At 45.9% G+C, this 17,372-nt stretch carries 20 protein-coding genes and 1 tRNA gene; 8 read left to right on the forward strand and 13 right to left on the reverse strand.

The features are described from left to right. Positions 1–37: 37 nt before the first annotated feature. The 4 genes from H6F98_RS16225 to groES form a co-directional block, all read right to left on the reverse strand. Entirely contained in the window at positions 38–898 is an 861-nt protein-coding gene (locus H6F98_RS16225) for an SDR family oxidoreductase (protein ID WP_192219736.1), read from the reverse strand. A gap of 544 nt (positions 899–1,442) precedes the next feature. After that, complete coding sequence (locus tag H6F98_RS16230; RefSeq protein ID WP_192219737.1) at positions 1,443–2,195, reverse strand: DUF4336 domain-containing protein; 753 nt, start codon at positions 2,193–2,195, stop codon at positions 1,443–1,445. Between the two features lie 209 nt (positions 2,196–2,404). Continuing rightward, a complete protein-coding gene (gene groL / locus H6F98_RS16235) occupies positions 2,405–4,042 on the reverse strand; it encodes a chaperonin GroEL (RefSeq protein ID WP_192219738.1) in 1,638 nt (545 codons plus the stop codon). A gap of 103 nt (positions 4,043–4,145) precedes the next feature. Then, on the reverse strand, positions 4,146–4,457 hold the full coding sequence (gene groES, locus H6F98_RS16240) for a co-chaperone GroES (RefSeq protein WP_192219739.1): 312 nt from the start codon (positions 4,455–4,457) through the stop codon (positions 4,146–4,148). A gap of 353 nt (positions 4,458–4,810) precedes the next feature. On the opposite strand from groES, the gene H6F98_RS16245 reads away from it, so the two are divergent. The 3 genes from H6F98_RS16245 (at position 4,811) to H6F98_RS16255 (ending at position 6,261) form a co-directional block, all read left to right on the forward strand. Then, positions 4,811–5,326 (forward strand): ferredoxin, encoded by a 516-nt coding sequence (locus H6F98_RS16245; protein ID WP_192219740.1) that lies wholly within the window; start codon positions 4,811–4,813, stop codon positions 5,324–5,326. A gap of 54 nt (positions 5,327–5,380) precedes the next feature. Then, positions 5,381–5,539: a hypothetical protein gene (locus H6F98_RS16250; protein ID WP_192219741.1), complete on the forward strand. Its 159-nt coding sequence runs from the start codon at positions 5,381–5,383 to the stop codon at positions 5,537–5,539. 74 nt (positions 5,540–5,613) lie between these two features. Further along, positions 5,614–6,261, forward strand: a complete 648-nt coding sequence (locus H6F98_RS16255) for a response regulator transcription factor (RefSeq protein WP_192219742.1) — start codon at positions 5,614–5,616, stop codon at positions 6,259–6,261. A gap of 78 nt (positions 6,262–6,339) precedes the next feature. Here H6F98_RS16255 and H6F98_RS16260 read toward each other — a convergent pair whose 3' ends face one another. The 4 genes from H6F98_RS16260 to H6F98_RS16275 form a co-directional block, all read right to left on the reverse strand. Further along, positions 6,340–6,684, reverse strand: a complete 345-nt coding sequence (locus H6F98_RS16260; protein WP_192219743.1) for an NIL domain-containing protein — start codon at positions 6,682–6,684, stop codon at positions 6,340–6,342. A gap of 11 nt (positions 6,685–6,695) precedes the next feature. After that, a complete protein-coding gene (cysW, locus tag H6F98_RS16265) occupies positions 6,696–7,574 on the reverse strand; it encodes a sulfate ABC transporter permease subunit CysW (protein ID WP_192219744.1) in 879 nt (292 codons plus the stop codon). After that, positions 7,564–8,421 carry a sulfate ABC transporter permease subunit CysT gene (cysT, locus tag H6F98_RS16270; protein ID WP_192219745.1) on the reverse strand — a complete coding sequence of 286 codons (858 nt, stop codon included), beginning with the start codon at positions 8,419–8,421 and terminating at the stop codon, positions 7,564–7,566. The genes cysW and cysT overlap by 11 nt, the downstream gene beginning before the upstream one ends. Before the next feature lie 93 nt (positions 8,422–8,514). Then, positions 8,515–9,651, reverse strand: a complete 1,137-nt coding sequence (locus H6F98_RS16275) for a sulfate ABC transporter substrate-binding protein (protein ID WP_192219746.1) — start codon at positions 9,649–9,651, stop codon at positions 8,515–8,517. A 303-nt stretch (positions 9,652–9,954) separates the two neighbouring features. On the opposite strand from H6F98_RS16275, the gene H6F98_RS16280 reads away from it, so the two are divergent. Continuing rightward, a tRNA-Thr gene (locus H6F98_RS16280) sits at positions 9,955–10,026 on the forward strand. Between the two features lie 4 nt (positions 10,027–10,030). Here the strand turns inward: H6F98_RS16280 and H6F98_RS16285 are convergent. From H6F98_RS16285 to H6F98_RS16300, 4 genes are all read right to left on the reverse strand, one after another. Continuing rightward, positions 10,031–10,639, reverse strand: coding sequence for a molybdenum cofactor guanylyltransferase (locus H6F98_RS16285; RefSeq protein WP_192219747.1), 609 nt, complete (start codon positions 10,637–10,639; stop codon positions 10,031–10,033). A 71-nt stretch (positions 10,640–10,710) separates the two neighbouring features. Continuing rightward, entirely contained in the window at positions 10,711–11,391 is a 681-nt protein-coding gene (locus tag H6F98_RS16290; RefSeq protein WP_192219748.1) for an NADPH-dependent F420 reductase, read from the reverse strand. A gap of 159 nt (positions 11,392–11,550) precedes the next feature. Continuing rightward, the gene (locus tag H6F98_RS16295; protein ID WP_192219749.1) at positions 11,551–11,967 is read right to left on the reverse strand and encodes a TIGR02588 family protein; all 417 of its coding nucleotides are present in this window, start codon (positions 11,965–11,967) and stop codon (positions 11,551–11,553) included. Continuing rightward, positions 11,964–12,869, reverse strand: a complete 906-nt coding sequence (locus H6F98_RS16300) for a TIGR02587 family membrane protein (RefSeq protein WP_192219750.1) — start codon at positions 12,867–12,869, stop codon at positions 11,964–11,966. Before H6F98_RS16300 ends, H6F98_RS16295 begins: the two co-directional genes overlap by 4 nt. A gap of 180 nt (positions 12,870–13,049) precedes the next feature. Here H6F98_RS16300 and dacB point away from each other — a divergent pair, with 180 nt between their 5' ends. From dacB to H6F98_RS16315, 3 genes are all read left to right on the forward strand, one after another. Then, the gene (dacB, locus tag H6F98_RS16305; RefSeq protein WP_192219751.1) at positions 13,050–14,600 is read left to right on the forward strand and encodes a D-alanyl-D-alanine carboxypeptidase/D-alanyl-D-alanine-endopeptidase; all 1,551 of its coding nucleotides are present in this window, start codon (positions 13,050–13,052) and stop codon (positions 14,598–14,600) included. Positions 14,601–14,779: 179 nt separating this feature from the next. Next, the gene (locus tag H6F98_RS16310; RefSeq protein ID WP_192219752.1) at positions 14,780–15,196 is read left to right on the forward strand and encodes an element excision factor XisH family protein; all 417 of its coding nucleotides are present in this window, start codon (positions 14,780–14,782) and stop codon (positions 15,194–15,196) included. Then, positions 15,184–15,522 (forward strand): XisI protein, encoded by a 339-nt coding sequence (locus H6F98_RS16315; RefSeq protein WP_192219753.1) that lies wholly within the window; start codon positions 15,184–15,186, stop codon positions 15,520–15,522. Before H6F98_RS16310 ends, H6F98_RS16315 begins: the two co-directional genes overlap by 13 nt. A 167-nt stretch (positions 15,523–15,689) precedes the next feature. Here the strand turns inward: H6F98_RS16315 and H6F98_RS34105 are convergent, their stop codons facing one another. Beyond that, positions 15,690–15,821 (reverse strand): hypothetical protein, encoded by a 132-nt coding sequence (locus tag H6F98_RS34105; protein WP_277927591.1) that lies wholly within the window; start codon positions 15,819–15,821, stop codon positions 15,690–15,692. A 179-nt stretch (positions 15,822–16,000) separates the two neighbouring features. Here H6F98_RS34105 and miaB point away from each other — a divergent pair, with 179 nt between their 5' ends. Further along, positions 16,001–17,362, forward strand: coding sequence for a tRNA (N6-isopentenyl adenosine(37)-C2)-methylthiotransferase MiaB (miaB, locus tag H6F98_RS16320; protein ID WP_192219754.1), 1,362 nt, complete (start codon positions 16,001–16,003; stop codon positions 17,360–17,362). Positions 17,363–17,372: the final 10 nt, after the last annotated feature.

The raw sequence follows: 17,372 nt of genomic DNA on the forward strand, positions 1-17,372 counted from the left end.
CGTGCAGTCCTCAAGCGATAAGAGTTCAACTTAAGGATTAGCCGTTGACGACTGTACCGCCGTTGGGATGCAAAATTTGACCTGACATATAAGAGGAGTCATCGGAAGCCAAAAACACATAGCTGGGGGCAACTTCTTCCGGTTGACCAGCGCGTGACATAGGTACTTGCTGACCGAATTTCTCAACTTTGTCTTCGGGGAAAGTAGCAGGAATTAGTGGTGTCCAAATTGGTCCGGGAGCAACACCATTAACACGAATTCCCTTTTCAATTAAGCTCTGTGACAGTGAGCGGGTAAAGGCAACAATTGCACCTTTAGTGGCAGAGTAATCAAGCAGTTCAGGGCTGCCCTTGTATGCTGTTACTGAGGTCGTGTTAATGATGGCGCTTCCCTCTTTGAGGTGGGGTAGTGCCGCTTTAGTTAGATAAAACATCGAGAAGATGTTGGTACGGAAGGTATGTTCTAGCTGTTCTGAGGTAATGTCCTCAATGCTATTCTGGGGATGCTGTTCAGCGGCGTTGTTGATCAGAATATCTAGATGTCCGAACTGATCAAGGGTCTGTTGCACAACTTGCTGGCAGAATGATTCATCTCCAAGATCTCCGGCTATCGGTAGGCAGTTGCGCCCTAATTCTTTAACCATTTGTTGCGTCTTTTCGGCATCTTCGTGTTCATTTAAGTACACGATCGCCATATCGGCTCCTTCTTTGGCAAATGCGATCGCAACGGCTCGACCAATACCACTATCACCCCCAGTAATCAGTGCAACTTTCCCTAATAGTTTGTTACTACCTTGATACTTAGAATCATCTGCCTTAGGCTTCGGAGTCATTTGCTCTTCGCTACCAGGTTGTTGTTCCTGATGTTGTGGCGGTTGTAGCTGTTGCTCTGTTGGCATAATATCCTCCTTGCTTGTCTCAATAGAGACTCTTAACATCCGCAAGGTTATCTACTTTAAGTAGAAGCAGAATCAATCTTTGGCTGGAAAAGTGACTATGTTTGATTACTCCTGAGGAAATAGACAAATTATGAGAACTCTACCTTCAATAGGAGAGTACTATTACTGATTATTTTTCAAACCACTGATAATTCAGCCTTACTTTAAATGGTTGGTATCGGAGCTGTAAGAAAATTTTGTGATCAGAGATACAGCAATTTTTACATATATTCACAATCACAGGACTTGAACACTTGATGAAATACCAGTACTTTTGGGAGAAAGTAACAAAGCTGTCATGAAGTCAAATCCCCTCGAACTCTTACTGTGAATTGCTTCAGCTTGCAATTTTTCCAAGGCAATTTTTTAATCATCTCCTGACTAACGCAACCCTAATTTGTCTCCTTTTAGGCAAATATTCCAGAACGACGATGCTCAGATCAGGGATTGATTGGCTCGTCTCAACAGATTATTATTTCTGCAAGTTGCAGGTTATGCCTAAAAGTTATTCAAGCCAGCGAAAAGCGCGACGTAATTCAGCAGTACCATTATTCTCATACCAACGACCGTGGGATAAGATAATTTTTTCAGGGTTCCACTGAAGTATTCGCTTTAAGCAGCTACGTGCCTGTTCCTTTTTTCCCAAAAATGTCATTCGCAAATCCAAGGGAATTTTTCCATCAGGATCAGCAATACCCCCTAATTTAAGTAGCCAATGCAATCGCTGACTCACTTTGTTCAGTTCAAAGTTTTCGATGAGATCAGCGAGGATGAGAGTAGCGCTCCTGCGGTGGAAAAAGACGACTTCTTCCATAAATCGACTGCCACGAAAGATTAGTTGGTCTAGGTCTGCTACCCACTGAGGTGGTGGTTCATCTTCCAAGTCAGCATCAAAATTTACTTCAATTTTCTGCTGTGCGGCACGATCGCGAACACCTGGAGATGCCCATGCTACTGCTTCTGGATAGGCGCTAGCCCAAGCACCGATATGGGCGTAATGAATTTTATTAGGCGAAATGAGATGGCGTAGTGAACCAAGGGAGTCAATTTGAGCCTTCAGTTCTAGAGTCAATTCTGTTGGTGAATGGCACCATAGCCCGCCATTGCTCAGTCGCACAATCGTCATCCGGGTTGGGAAAGGCACCTTTGTTCCATACATTGCCATCTGCACGATCGAACCATCAACGATCCAAATATCTTCGCCAACCTGTTTCAGAAGATTGATTGGTTCATAAAGTTTGATTGTGTCGTTGCTCATAGCGATGAAAGGGAGGTAAAGGATTACTTCTCTAGCGTGGGGTATATCTGAGTTAGCTGCACACCTTGGATAATTTATTTCTTGGAAGTCCCTTAATAAACAGTGAAAGCCGTCTCTGTATAGAGGCGGCTTAATTTATTCCTGATTTAGCTTAAGATACGTGACCTCTAGTACAAGCAATATGTCGATTGCTTCTACCGACTAACTATTTAGTAGTCGAAGTCGCCACCCATGCCAGCACCAGCGCCAGCAGCAGCGTTATCCTTCGGCTCAGGCTTGTCAACGACAATGCACTCTGTCGTCAGCACCATACCTGCGATCGAGGCGGCATTTTGCAGAGCAGAACGAGTAACTTTAGCAGGGTCAACGATACCCGCTTCAAACATATCGACAAACTCATTGGTTGCCGCGTTGAAGCCAACGTTGAAGTCCTTCTCTTTCACACGCTCAGCAATAACTGCACCGTTTTGACCCGCGTTTTCAGCAATCCGCTTTAGAGGTGCAGCAAGCGCACGGGCAACAATCAAAGCACCAGTCAGGGCTTCCCCTGTCAATGTTTCGTTTGCCCAAGCTTCTAGATGAGGAGAGAGGTGTGCCAGGGTTGTACCACCACCAGGAACAATACCTTCTTCCACAGCCGCTTTTGTTGCGTTGATCGCATCTTCCAGACGCAGCTTGCGGTCTTTCATTTCGGTTTCAGTAGCCGCGCCAACTTTCACAACGGCAACACCACCAGCAAGCTTCGCTAAGCGCTCTTGCAGTTTTTCCTTGTCGTAGGAAGACTCAGTTTCATCGATTTGACGACGAAGCAGCTCGCAACGGCTCTTAACCGCCACATCGTTACCTTCAGCAACGATGGTGGTGTTGTCTTTGGTAATGGTGATACGACGGGCTTTGCCTAGCATATCCAACTTGGTGTTGTCTAGCTTCAGACCAGCGTCTTCGGTGATCACTTGACCACCCGTGAGAACGGCGATGTCTTCGAGCATCGCTTTGCGGCGATCGCCAAATCCAGGAGCCTTGATTGCGGCGACGTTCAGTACACCCCGCAGACGGTTGACAACCAGAGTGGCGAGGGCTTCTTTCTCAATATCTTCAGCGATAATCACCAAAGGACGACCGGAACGAGCCACTTGCTCCAGAACAGGTACCAAGTCTTGTACCAAGGTGATTTTCTTATCGGTTAGCAGGATGAAAGGCTCTTCGAGAACCGCTTCCATCCGCTCCATGTCGGTGGCGAAGTAAGGGGAGATGTAGCCTTTGTCAAAGCGCATCCCTTCGGTGATTTCCAATTCAGTGGTCATCGACTTCCCTTCTTCCAAGGAAATCACACCTTCTTTGCCCACTTTGTCCATCGCTTGAGCAATCATCTGACCGACTTCATCGTCGTTACCCGCAGAGATTGCAGCAACTTGCGCGATCGCTTTTGAGTCTTCAACTTGCTTAGCGTGTTCAGCAATCTTTTCTACTAGGTAGACAGTTGCCTTATCAATCCCACGCTTTAGGGCAATCGCATTTGCACCAGCCGCAACGTTACGCAAGCCTTCTTTGACCATCGCGTGAGCCAGTACGGTTGCTGTTGTGGTACCGTCACCAGCCGCATCATTGGTTTTGGAAGCCGCTTGGCGAATCAAAGCAACGCCAGTGTTCTCAACGTGGTCTTCCAGTTCAATCTCTTTAGCAATGGTGACCCCGTCATTAACGATTTGAGGAGCACCAAACTTCTTCTCTAGGACAACGTTCCGACCCTTGGGACCAAGGGTAACAGCGACGGCTTCTGCCAGAATATCCATTCCCTTTTCCAGGGCGCGACGAGCGTTTTCGTTGTAAATGATGCGTTTAGCCATATATGTTTAGTTCAGTCAGTAAAAGAACTATTTGTGAAAGGGTCAGTGGTTAGGGTTCAGTTGCTATTCGTTTGCAACTGACAAAAAAGCTAATCGCTTTTACTTAAGAGACGATCGCGAGAATGTCTTTTTCCGATAGCAGGACGTACTCGTCGGTACCTAGTTTGATATCGGTACCAGCGTACTTGGAATAGAGAACCTTGTCGCCAACTTTGACTTCGGGTTCAGAGCGGGAGCCATCGTCGTTGCGCTTCCCAGGTCCGGTTGCAACGATTTCCCCAATTTGGGGCTTCTCTTTTGCGTTATCGGGTAGCAAAATGCCCCCAGCGGTCTTCTCTTCAGCAGCGCTCACCTTGACGAAGACGCGATCGCCCAACGGTTTAACGGTGGAAACACTCAGAGATACAGCGGCCATACAAATCTCTCCTGTCTACTTCTTTCGGCTGAGTTAGCACTCTCAGCTCCTGAGTGCTAATTTACTCAACCTAAGCAGGTAATTGCAACAAATTTTCTTGTACGGGTTCCCGAACTAATAGCTCAGTTATACCTACAATTCATGTAGGAAGGCACTTAGATAGCCATTGAAGGAATTTTATTTGTATAAAAAGACCAGAAACCTTTGCTCCAGAACTAAGTAAGAATACTTAAAACTTAGAGGTGGTTGAATCACAGCTAGTATCCAACTACCTCAATCCGGGGGTAGATATAGTATTAGCCGGGGCGCTTGAGCGTCTGTGGGGAAAATTTTAAGTCAACTATTCAGTAGCTATGCAAGCCAACAAAACTGACGATAATCTAGCAGAATCATGCAGTTGTGAAGCCTTAAACACAAATAGTGCTTCAGACAAAAGCGCATTGACAGCTTGTATTAAAAGCTTGGGAATCAATCAAATTCAGCGACATATTTTCATTTGTGCTGATCAAACTAAACCCAAATGCTGCTCAAAAGAAGCTGGGCTAGAAGCCTGGGACTACTTAAAAAAGCGCCTCAAAGAGTTAAACCTCGATCAACCAACTGAATCTCAACCAAGCTGTGTCTTCCGCACAAAAGCAAATTGTCTACGAGTTTGTGCCTCTGGTCCGCTGATGGTCGTTTACCCGGATGGTGTATGGTATCGCAATGCGACACCGGATGTGATTGAACGGATTATTCAGGAGCATTTGATTGGGAACCAGGTTGTGGAAGACTATGCGATCGCAATTCATCCATTACCACAAATTGTCCAATCCCCAACTCATGCCTTAGAGAAGATAAAACAAACCGACGAAATTCTTTCTGAATAGATAGAACAGGCACCTCATTATCATCGTTCCTGATAAATTAACATAGTACTTACTGTGTATAATTCCATTCATTCCTCTACTGCCTTTCTTGCGATAGCGAAGCGAGTAAAGGGAAGCGCAGATCGCATCCAAATAAATCTTGCTCCTAAGCAAGTGATGGCAGAGATTCTCGACTTGTATAACTTCGGCTGTAGCGAATTTCGTAGCGTTTAAACAGTCTTGCGGATAATGACAAAACAAAAAACTAATTAATCTCAGCAAGCAAAGCATAACAATTATCACAAGTTATGAAAGAAAATGGTGTTAGAGATAACAAGCGACTGCTGCTGATTGATGATGACCCCAACCTTATCTTGCTAGTTAAGGATTACCTAGAGTTTCGGGGATATGAAGTCGTCACAGCTGAGAATGGTCGAGAGGCACTAGAGGTTCTAGAGCAAGACATTCCTGACATGATCATCTGTGATGTCATGATGCCAGAGATGGATGGCTATGCATTAGTCGAGCATGTCAGACAAGACCCCCGTACCAGTTGGATTCCAGTACTATTCCTCTCGGCAAAAGGTCAAAGCCAAGACCGAGTAAGAGGACTTAACACAGGTGCTGATGTCTATATGGTGAAGCCATTTGAGCCAGAAGAACTCGTAGCGCAGGTGGAATCATCACTCAAGCAAGCCACTCGCTTGATTCATCATTCTAACGCTACCGCAGACGCTGCACCTAGAATTCAGGTGCCTTTTGATGTAGAGCTGACACCAACAGAACTAAAGGTTGTTCAATTCGTCGCACGGGGGATGGCGAATCGAGAAATTGCTGAGCAAATGAATGTAAGCCAGCGAACCATAGAGAGTCATGTTTCCAATATGCTGGGCAAAACAGGTCTCCACAACCGCACCGAGTTGGCACGCTGGGCGATTGAAACTAGTATGGCTTGAAGTGGTTGTTGGTTGTTGGTTATTTGCAAAACTCATCTACTAAAAACTAACAACTAAATACCAACAACTAACAACAACTCACCAACCATCTTTTTCTGTATCTGATTCCCCCCAGATTTCCAAATCCATTTCATCTAAGTAGATTAAAGCGCTTTGTATTTGGCGGCTTGTACCTCGCAGTTCCAGGTCAAACCAGCCATCATCTCGCGCATTCGCGCCCAAGAGAGCAGCGGCGATATTCACCGTTACGCCATGGTGAGAAACCAGCCGCGAGATGACAGGTTCATCGTTGTACTCTTTGGGAATGCGAACACGGATGCGAGTGTGAGTGGGTCTACTAGAACCTGGAGTCTCGTTTTCTTCGGTTAATTGAAGCGGTTCTAGTCGCTTTTCTTGGACATCATTAATGCTATGAGTGGTCATGGTTGTCCTCTTCAAGTGTCCTTAATACGGGTTCTACGCTCTAAAATTTCTTTGAGTACGAGAGTAACTAAGGCAAGTCCTGCAAGCAGAACAGCAGCTGAGTAGGCGGCTTGAGTTGCATACTGCTTGTAAGCTTCTTCAACAAACAGGGGTAAGGTTTGAGTTTTGCGGGCAATGTTGCCAGAGACAACGGATACTGCCCCAAATTCACCCATGGTTCTGGCGTTGGTTAGGAGAACACCATACAACAGGCCCCAGCGGATGTTAGGAAGGGTGACACGCCAGAAGATTTGCCAATCCTGAGCGCCTAAAGTTTTAGCAGCTTCTTCTTGCTCAGCACCAGCATCTTCTAGGACAGGAATGACTTCACGAGCGACAAAGGGGAGAGTGATAAACGAACTTGCCAGTACCATTGCAGGCATCGCGAAAATAATCTTGATGTTATGTGCCTCTAACCAAGGACCAAACCAACCATTGCGCCCATAAAGCAGCACTATCATTAGACCAGCCACAACAGGAGATACGGCAAAGGGGATGTCTAAGAGGCTAATCAGAAAGGTTCGACCCCGAAATTGATTCCGTGCAATTACCCAAGCGGCACAAAGTCCAAATACGGTATTTATGGGTACGACAATCAGAGCAATGATTACAGTAAGCCAAACAGCGTGGGCGAAAGCCGATTCCGTCAAGTTACCGAAGAAGGGGCCAAAACCTTGTTTAAAAGCTTGGACAAAGACGTTGAGGGCAGGAATGAATAAGATTAGCGCTAAATATGCGATCGCCACAAGAATCAAAGCAATCTTTACCCAACTACCTTCACGTTTTTGGGAAGCTGGCGGAGTATCCAGTGACTCTGGATTAAACGATTTTCCGACTACATTAGAGTTCATAGCGTCGTCCCCAAGCTTGTAACACGTTAATCGCTAGCAGAATTAACAGCGAAATCAACAACAGAACAGTACCAATTACAGTTGCGCCGCTATAGTCGTACTGCTCTAGGCGTTGGATAATCAGCACTGAGGCAATTAAGTCTTTAAAAGGAACGTTAGAAGCCACAATCACTACTGAACCGTATTCGCCAACGGCACGAGAAAATCCCAGCGCAACACCTGTCAAAATCGCTGGAAACAATGGAGGGAGAACCACACGCCAAAACGTTTCCCATTGCGAGGCACCCAAGCACCAGGCAGCTTCTTCTACCTCATGTTCCATTTCCTGCAATACTGGCTGCAACGTCCGTACAACGAAAGGCAAGGAGATGAATATCATCGCAATGCCTACCCCCAAACGGGTGAAAGCTATCTTAATCCCGAACGGTGCTAGCAGCGAACCGATCCAACCGTTATCGCTGTAAACCGTTGCTATGGTTAAACCAGCAACTGAGGTGGGTAGAGCAAACGGTAAATCAATCGCCGCATCAATAATTCGCTTGAATGGAAAATCATAGCGAACCAAAACCCAGGCGATTAAAACCCCGAAGACACCATTTATCAGTGCTGCTACTAAGGCGGTGACAAAGGTGACTTCATAGGTAGAGAGAGCAATGGGACTAGTTGCAATCCGCCAAAAATCAGCGGGTGACTCGGTGCTAGCTTTTAATGCCAGTGCCGCTACAGGTAGTAGCAGCATAATCGTGAGATAGCCTAGTGTGATTCGCCAAGGCCAGGAAAGCCCAAAAAGGCGGCGAACTGGATTTTGCCAAGCAGGAGTTGGCTGGGAAGGAGAAGATGTGGTCATTGTTTAGGTAGTTATTGGTTATTGGTGACGAACAACTAACCGCTAATTACTTAGTAGCTATTGCTAGCTGGGGGTTCTGCTAGCATCTCTTGTCTACGCTTTGGCTTGAATTTTGTCGAAAACAGCACCGTCCTCAAAGAACTTGCTCTGAATCTCGTCCCATCCCCCTAAATCTTTAACAGTGAAGAGGGTTTTAACTTTAGGGAACTTGCTTTCCACTTCTTTGGCTACTGTAGGGTCAACTGGACGGAATCCTACGTTGGCAAATTCTCGTTGGGCTTCTGGAGTGTACAAAAACTTGACAAAGGCTTCAGCAACTTCACGAGTGCCATGTTTATCAACATTTTTGTCTACAACGGCGATTGGGTTGTCAATGGAGATGTTGACATCAGGCACAACATAGGGAAGTTTCTCTCCGTTTTGTCCTGCCAAAATCATCTCGTTTTCGTAGTTAATTAAGGCATCTCCCTGACCTTGCTTGAAGAATACATCACTCGCTTCACGAGCATCTCTGGGGAGTATGGGTGCGTTCTTGATAACCTTCGTGGTTAAGTCAAGTGCTTTTGTCTCATCTGCACCCGTTTTAGTTACAGAACCCCACAAAGCTAAAAAATTCCAGCGTGCGCCGCCAGAGGTTTTGGGGTTAGCGGTAATCACGCTCACTCCCGGTTTTGCCAAGTCTTCCCAGGTTTTGATGCCTTTCGGATTACCCTCACGGGTGACAATTGCAGCAACAGATTTGCTGACAATCCCATCCTCAGGTGATTCTTGCTCCCAACCTGGTTGGATGAGTCCTGCTTTTTCAATCTTCTTGGTGTCAAGAGCAAGTGCTAGGTGTACAACGTCAGCTTCTAAGCCATCAATCACTGCACGAGTTTGAGAACCCGACCCACCATAACTCTGGTTGAAGGAGACGTTTTGGTTATGCTCTTTCTTCCATTGTTCGACAAACTGGGGAATAATCTTTTCATGGGCGGCTCTTGTGACCGCAAAAGAAACAAGGGTCAACTCAACATTACCTTTGGCACCTGCTGCGCTAGAACCTCCACTGGAACTAGAACTTGTATCTGCGCCAGGACCAGAGCAGGAGGAGATCGCTACACTCATACTTACCCCTATGAGAAATAACGAGACAAATCTCTTTAGGGAAGAAGGTCTAAGCCATCTAGTGAGCTGTTGACTTGACAACTGGGGTACTTTAAGCTTAGGAAATTGTTGCCATAATTGCATACGAACGTTCTCCTTAAATCTACGGTTAGTCGGTAGGATTACCGATAATAACAGATATGACAATAGATAGTACAACAGATAAAAAAATTTGTGTTGATTATCAATAATTTTTCAATAAAGCAACTTGCAGTTAGGGGTTTAAGCGATCGCATCAGTGTCGCCGCTCTGTAAGGAACTAGCGATCGCCAATCTATCAGTGTAAAACCTAAACTTAGAAGATGAATAACAGCAAAATTTGCTAAAATAAGCGATGGGGAGTTTTTGGACAGTAGTGTCCCAAACTTTGCTATATTGTTTTTAGTTGCTGGTGTAGCTCAGTGGTAGAGCAGCGGTTTTGTAAACCGCCGGTCGCAAGTTCAAATCTTGTCACCAGCTTGTTTTAGTTGAACGACTCTGAACGAATCAGGCGTTCTAAGTCAATTGGTGTGTTGCAATTAAATAACACTTGTGGGTCACTGACTGGCAGTTCCTGTACTGGATGTTGTGCTAGCCAGCGCTGAAATGATCGCCCTCCCTCGTTGATGAATTGCATTAGCAGTGGTAAACATTGACAGCGGTAAAAACCACAAAGGGGTTCCCAGCGTTGAGCTTGTCGAGGTAGCAGTGCGATCGCATCTGGAGCCGTCTTTTCTAATTCTGTTGCCCAATCTTGCAAAACTTTGACCCGTAATTGGGGTAAATCACAGGCAAGTAATAGTACCCAATCTGTCTCAATCTCAGCTAGCCCTTGGGCAAATCCTACCAGTGGGCCATGGGATTTTGTTTCTCCTGGTAAAGGAACTTCCCGTATTACACGACAGCCTTCCGGTAAGATGTGCTGATATCGTTCAGGCCAAGGAGTTACAACATAAACCTGAGTAGTGCAATTTAGCGCAACACTACAGACCTGTCGCAGTAACGGGACACCTTGAAGCATAATCATCGCTTTGTCCCGACCCATGCGAGAACTTTGTCCACCTGCCAGTACAATCGCAGAAAGAGATGCCATCTTAGCCATCAGTAAAACAACGGGATACTTTGCTTGAGACTACATCACAAACTTTATCCCCATTGGATCTGTCAATTAAGATTAGAAGCCTGCCGTCCACCAAGCCGTTGTTGTTGCGCTGATGGAAGAGTCTTAACAGAAATCGTGGCGTAGGGATTCTGAAGCTGACCGATAATCATTAATCGGATAAAATCTCCAAGTCCCTCAATCAAGCGGGCGTTGCGTAACCCACCACAGTCCACAGGAGCAAAGCCAATATCTTCAGCTAAAGACATCACCACTTGCCTTGCTTGAGCATCGTCTCCCGCAACAAACACAGAAACGCTATAGTCTTTGAGCGGTGTTGGTGCAAGTTCAAACACTTCCTGTGCCATTGTGTTGAAGGCTTTGACAACACGAGCCTTGGGAACTTCTGCGGCTAGCTTCTCCGCTAGGGATTGCACAATCGGTGGGTAGGCGAATCCTTCTGGAACATCAAAATTATTGCAGTCAATAAGGATTTTTCCCGACAGAACTTCGGTTGAGGATAAGACTTCGGCGGGATTCATGCCCCGGACGGTGTACAGCAGTACGTCTCCAAATGCGGCTGCCTCATCATTCGTGCCTCCTGTTGTGCTATGTCCTACAACTTCAGCTATTGCTTTTCCTTTCTCCGCATCACGAGTACCAAAAAACACCTCATGCCCTTGCTCAGCCCACAAAATGCCGAGGGAACGACCCATATTGCCACTGCCGATAATGCCGATTTTCATAGCTTGAGAACCTTTTTGAAGTGAACGCAAGACTCCCTTACCCTACAACGGTGCATTAGCTTTAGTTTGATAGCGGCACTGTGTAGGTTACGATACCCCGATTGCTCCTCCGTGTTCTATTGCGCTGACTACAGTTTCAGGCAAATTTTGCAATCAAAATTAAGGTAGCTTGTAGCTGGCAACCCGAATATTCAGTTCCCCCTCTCGTGGATCGCGGCTAAATACAAACGCACCTTCCTGCTTTTCTCCACTGGCGAGAAAATCTATTTGCTGTTCGCCGGATTCCTCGACTTCTCCGTTAATAATCAGTTCCGCAATTACCTGGACTGACTCAGCCGTTTCACCGCCTGTGTTGGTGATTGAAAAAGGAACATAATACTGTCCTGGTACTTCACGAATCTCAGGATTAGGTGTCACAGATAGAACAGGCGGTCGATCCTGAAGAGTAACCCACTTGTAAATGATCAATCCAGCGATCGCAGCCAGAATCAGCAAAGCAATACTAAATGTTGTCCATTCAGCGGGCGATCGCGTCAGCTTTTGTTCCTCTTTTGGAGATGAATCAGTGTCATTCATAGCGCAATGCGTCCTGCTGCGCCGCCAATACTTGCTGGTAATCCTAATAATACTGTCTGACTCAACCACAGTGTCCACGGGTCGTCAATAGTTAATCGGTTGAAAAAAAACAACATAAATGCCGCCGCAAAAAGTGACACAAGATAAGACGCGACAGTTTCACTGATTGGACGCTGAAAGATACCTTGCTGCTGTCGGCGCTTTTTCTGAGTAGTAAAGCCAGCTTGGAAGACAATACCGTAGGAAATGATGAGCGATGCCCCAATAATTGCTAAAAGCCACGATGGTGATGCGGATGCATTGAGCATTGGAATTTCATCAGTCGGCGCAATGTTGAAGGCAATAATTGTTGCGCCAATTAAAGTTGCGCCAATGTCGGCAAGAGTTGCGTTTATCTCTTGTTTGTCTGCTTTTTGCTTCTGCTGACCTTTGTTGTCAGAGTCCTCTGTATTAGTGGTAGACGACCACCGATCGCCACTTAAAAATGCACGGGACAATGCTGCACCTAGAGCAAAAGGTACACTTTCAAGGATTATCTTACCCAGTGCTTCCTCTAATGGTGTTTCAAGTTTAATTTCACTTAAGAGAAACAGTATTAAAGTAGAGCAGACAATACCAATCGCCAGGACTTCAACACTGTCCATCGCTATATCGATAAACTGCATACTTTGAGTTTTGCGAAATCCTTCAGTGCGATTGAGTAGAAAAACAACCGCAAAGGTAGTAGCAAGAATAGCCAGCATCACTGGTGGAGGTGTTTGAGAACCAATCCACCAAACTTCCATTGTGTAGATTAGTGGAATGCCAAATAAGAAACCACCTGAAGCCCCACGAATCATGTCGTCAATTTGATTTGACCATGATTGCGAATATTGACGTTTTTTTTGAGTGCGTTTTGCCATGAATGGGATATTAACCTTGATGCAGCCGCATTGATGCTTTGACAGGAAAAATCATCAGGCGAGATAGTTCTTGCTTGCTACGATGTATCATTGTATACATCAAATGTTATCAAACCTTGCCAATTTGATAGCTCTCTCTACATATAGAGTTATTAACAGTTTTCGTTCCTAAGTCGCGCAATGCGCTATTTACTACTAGCTGCAATTCGTAAAAGTCCTATCTTTTTATTAATTTTTTTAAATGCCTTATTTACATCTCGACTGGCAGCGATCGCGTTTGAAGAACCGTCAAGTTCCCCATCTGTTCTCTCAGCATTCCCTAACAAAGAGAATCCGGCTTCTGGAGCTCTGTGTCCCGCACAATTAGGATCTGCTATTGAAGCTGTAATCGACCGTCCCCAGTTACGTCGTACTCGCTGGGGAATTTCGATTGAGCTATTATCGCCAAATGCGATCGCTCACAGTTTAAGTGTTAACCAAGACAATACCCTCTATCGTCGTGAGGCAGAACACTACTTTATCCCTGCCTCAAATGTTAAGTTACTGACAACGGCGGCGGCTTTACTTCAATTAGGCTCCGACTTTCGGATTCGGACATCTATTTATTCGGCTGGTGTAGGTTCCTTGCGGGTAGTGGGACGAGGCGACCCCAGCCTCACAGATGTACAGTTAAGAGAATTGGCACAACAGCTAAAGCGTCAGGGTGTTCGTAACGTCCAGCAGTTGATTGTCGATGATGGTTACTTTCAAGGAGATGCGATTAATCCCACATGGGAGTGGGAAGATGTTCAATCAGACTATGGAACAGCAGTAAATAGCCTGATTTTGAATCAAAATGCGGCAGAATTGACCTTATCCCCTCAACAGGTTGGTCAACCCTTACAAGTAAGATGGGCAGATGCGATCGCATCAAGGCAATGGCAAATTGAAAATCAGTCAGTAACAGCCCAAGCCGTTGCACCAAGCACAGTGGAGGTGACTGGTGTTTTGGGTCAACCCTTGTTGCAGATTAGAGGACAATTAGCCGTCGATGCGGAGCAAGAATCCTTCTATCTAGCGATTCTTGACCCGGCTAAGTACTTCTTGCAGCATTTCCAGCGCGTACTAACAGAAGAGGGAATCCGTGTAGCAAGCGCTGTGGTATCCAAGACAAGTACAACGGGTGAACAGGAATTAGCCACCATTGAATCTGCACCATTATCCCTTTTGCTAGTAGAGACAAATCAGCAGAGTAACAATCTTTATGCAGAAGTGCTGTTGCGTACACTTCAGATATCAGATGATACTCAGGCGAACAAAGATTCGGTTGAAATCGGGCTTAATGAGATCAAGGAAGCCTTAACAACTTTAGGAGTTAATCCAGAAAGCTATGTTTTAGTTGATGGTTCGGGACTATCTCGCCGAAACTTAGTGAGTCCAGATGCGATCGTTCAAACCCTCAAACTCATGGCACAAACACCGCAAGCAGCAGTCTACCGTGATTCTCTCCCTGTTGCTGGTATTAGTGGTACACTCCGCCGCCGCTTTATTAATACGGCTGCTCAAGGTAATCTCCAGGCAAAGACTGGTACATTAACGGGTGCATCAGCGTTATCCGGATATCTGGATGTTCTTGGCTATCAATCCTTGGTGTTCAGCATCATGGTAAATCAATCTGACCAATCTGCCACCAGTCTCCGCCACGCTATTGATGAAATTGTTCTGCTACTCACTCGCCTACGTTCTTGTTGAGAGTTTCTACTAATATCAGTCGCGTCATTGCAGAACTTGAAAAGCTGCCATAGGATAAGCAAGATGCGATCGCAGCCGGCTGTATCAAGGTTATCTGCGCCCAGTAAGCTTGGTCGTTTGAGCTGTGATGCGCGTTAAAATCCATACAGAAGACTTGTACTCCTGATTGATAATCAAAGATGTCCGCTAGGGATAGGTTTCATGAACTTGTCAAGACTGCTCTTCAGAATGAGGGTTGGACAATAACTCATGACCCATACCATATCGATTTAGGATTTGTTGATTTTTATATCGATTTGGGGGCGGAAAGGTTACTGGCAGCGACGAAGGATGATGAAAAAATCGCAGTTGAGATAAAAACATTTCTCGCTACATCCACTATTTCTGAGTTTCATACTGCGATTGGGCAATTTATTAACTACCGTATCGCGCTAGAAGATGACGATCCAGAGCGACTGCTTTATTTGGCGGTTCCATTGGACATTCATAAACGCTTTTTCAAATACTCATTTATTCAGAAAGTAATTGGACGCAATCAAATTCCGCTCATAGTCTACGACACTCAAAAGCAGGAGATTGCACAATGGATAAGCTAAGTTTGTACCGTCAATACATTCAGGAGTTGCTTACCCAACGCGCTAAACTGCGATCACCTTCCGATCCGGTTGAAAGTGAAACGATTTTTGACACTGTGAGCGATCGCTATCAACTTGTAAATGTGGGATGGAAAGATGCCAGTACTCGTATTTATGGATGTGTACTGCATGTCGATATTAAGGATGGAAAAATTTGGGTGCAGCATGACGGGACAGAGAATGCGATCGCTGATCAACTAGTGGCATTGGGAGTACCGAAGCAAGATATCGTTCTGGCATATCATGCGCCTCATGTGAGACAGTACACTGAGTTTGCGGTGGGCTGAAGTCCAGTCATTCTGTAATAGCCAGCACACCAATCGATAGGGGTGTTAAACCACAACTAAAGCGAAAACCCGGCTCCTATGAACCGGGTTGTTCTGCAAGTGCTAACCTCAATTTCTTCGTCTCCTCAGCTCAAGCGGTTTTCAACCACTCTTCGGTTTTCTATCATCTAGCGCCCACTGCCGCGATTGTCATCTTCTTTAGTAAACTCAGCCGCAATATAGCTGAGTACATGGTGAGAGAACATGACAAAGCTTTCACTCAAATTTCCTAAAAAGGATTGCAGTGAAAATACGGTCATGTAGTTGCACATACGTAGATCTCCATTTCAGAGTTTCCTCTGCGTTATTCAGCGAAAAGACACAACATCAGGACAAACTCAAAAATTCAATCCGTCCTTTACAGCCCAACAACTAGGAAAATCTATAATTGATAAGGGTTTGCTGAAAGTAGACCTTGCGAAATTATCCTGAGCTTGTTATGACCTCTCCTCGCCGCTACCACATCACCACTTTTGGCTGCCAGATGAACAAAGCCGACTCCGAACGCATGGCTGGCATTTTGGAAGATATGGGCTTTGAGTGGTCAGAAGACCCTAACGAGGCAAATCTACTCCTCTACAACACCTGCACAATTCGGGATAACGCTGAGCAAAAGGTTTATTCCTACTTAGGCAGACAGGCTCATCGCAAGCACGAACAACCCGACCTCACGCTTGTCGTTACTGGATGTGTTGCCCAGCAGGAGGGAGAAGCCTTGCTGCGACGGGTGCCAGAACTTGACTTGGTCATGGGGCCACAACACGCCAATCGTCTCCAAGATTTGCTGGAGCAGGTATTTGATGGCAACCAGATTGTTGCAACAGAACCAATTCAGATTGTTGAAGACATCACTAAACCTCGCCGCGATAGCAAAGTGACGGCTTGGGTGAATGTCATCTACGGCTGCAATGAGCGTTGTACCTACTGTGTCGTTCCCAATGTCCGAGGCGTTGAGCAATCGCGATCGCCAGAAGCAATTCGTGCTGAAATGGAGCAACTAGGGCAGCAGGGGTATAAAGAAGTAACACTACTAGGACAAAATATTGATGCCTACGGACGTGACCTTCCGGGTGTTACCGAGTCCGGGCGGCACCAGCATACCTTGACAGATTTGCTTTATTATGTTCACGATGTGCCAGGGATAGAACGCCTCCGCTTTGCGACCAGTCACCCCCGTTACTTCACCGAACGCCTGATTCGTGCTTGTGCAGAATTACCGAAGGTGTGTGAGCATTTCCACATCCCCTTCCAATCGGGAGATAACGAGATACTTAAGGCAATGTCACGGGGATACACTCATGAGAAATATCGCCGCATCATCGACAAGATTCGTCAGTATATGCCCGATGCTTCGATCAGTGCAGATGCGATTGTCGGCTTCCCTGGAGAAACGGAAGAACAGTTTGAGAATACGCTAAAGCTAGTAGAGGATATTGGCTTTGACTTGCTAAATACGGCAGCTTATTCGCCCCGTCCTGGCACACCAGCCGCAGTATGGGACGATCAGCTCAGTGAGGAAATAAAAAGCGATCGCCTTCAGCGCCTCAACCATTTAGTATCAATCAAAGCTGCTCAAGCCTCACAGCGTTATCTTGGTCGTGTCGAAGAAGTCCTAGTCGAAGACCAAAATCCCAAAGACCCGACTCAAGTAATGGGACGCACACGGGGCAACCGCCTCACCTTCTTCACTGGAGATATTGAGGAATTGAAAGGTAAATTGGTCAAAGGCAAAATTACTCAGGCGCGTGCCTTCAGCTTAACGGGTGAACGAGTAGAGGTACCCATCCTCACAGGCGGTTAAACATCAAGTT

This window comes from Microcoleus sp. FACHB-SPT15 (genome assembly GCF_014849525.1).
Classification (GTDB): domain Bacteria; phylum Cyanobacteriota; class Cyanobacteriia; order Cyanobacteriales; family Coleofasciculaceae; genus Symplocastrum; species Symplocastrum torsivum.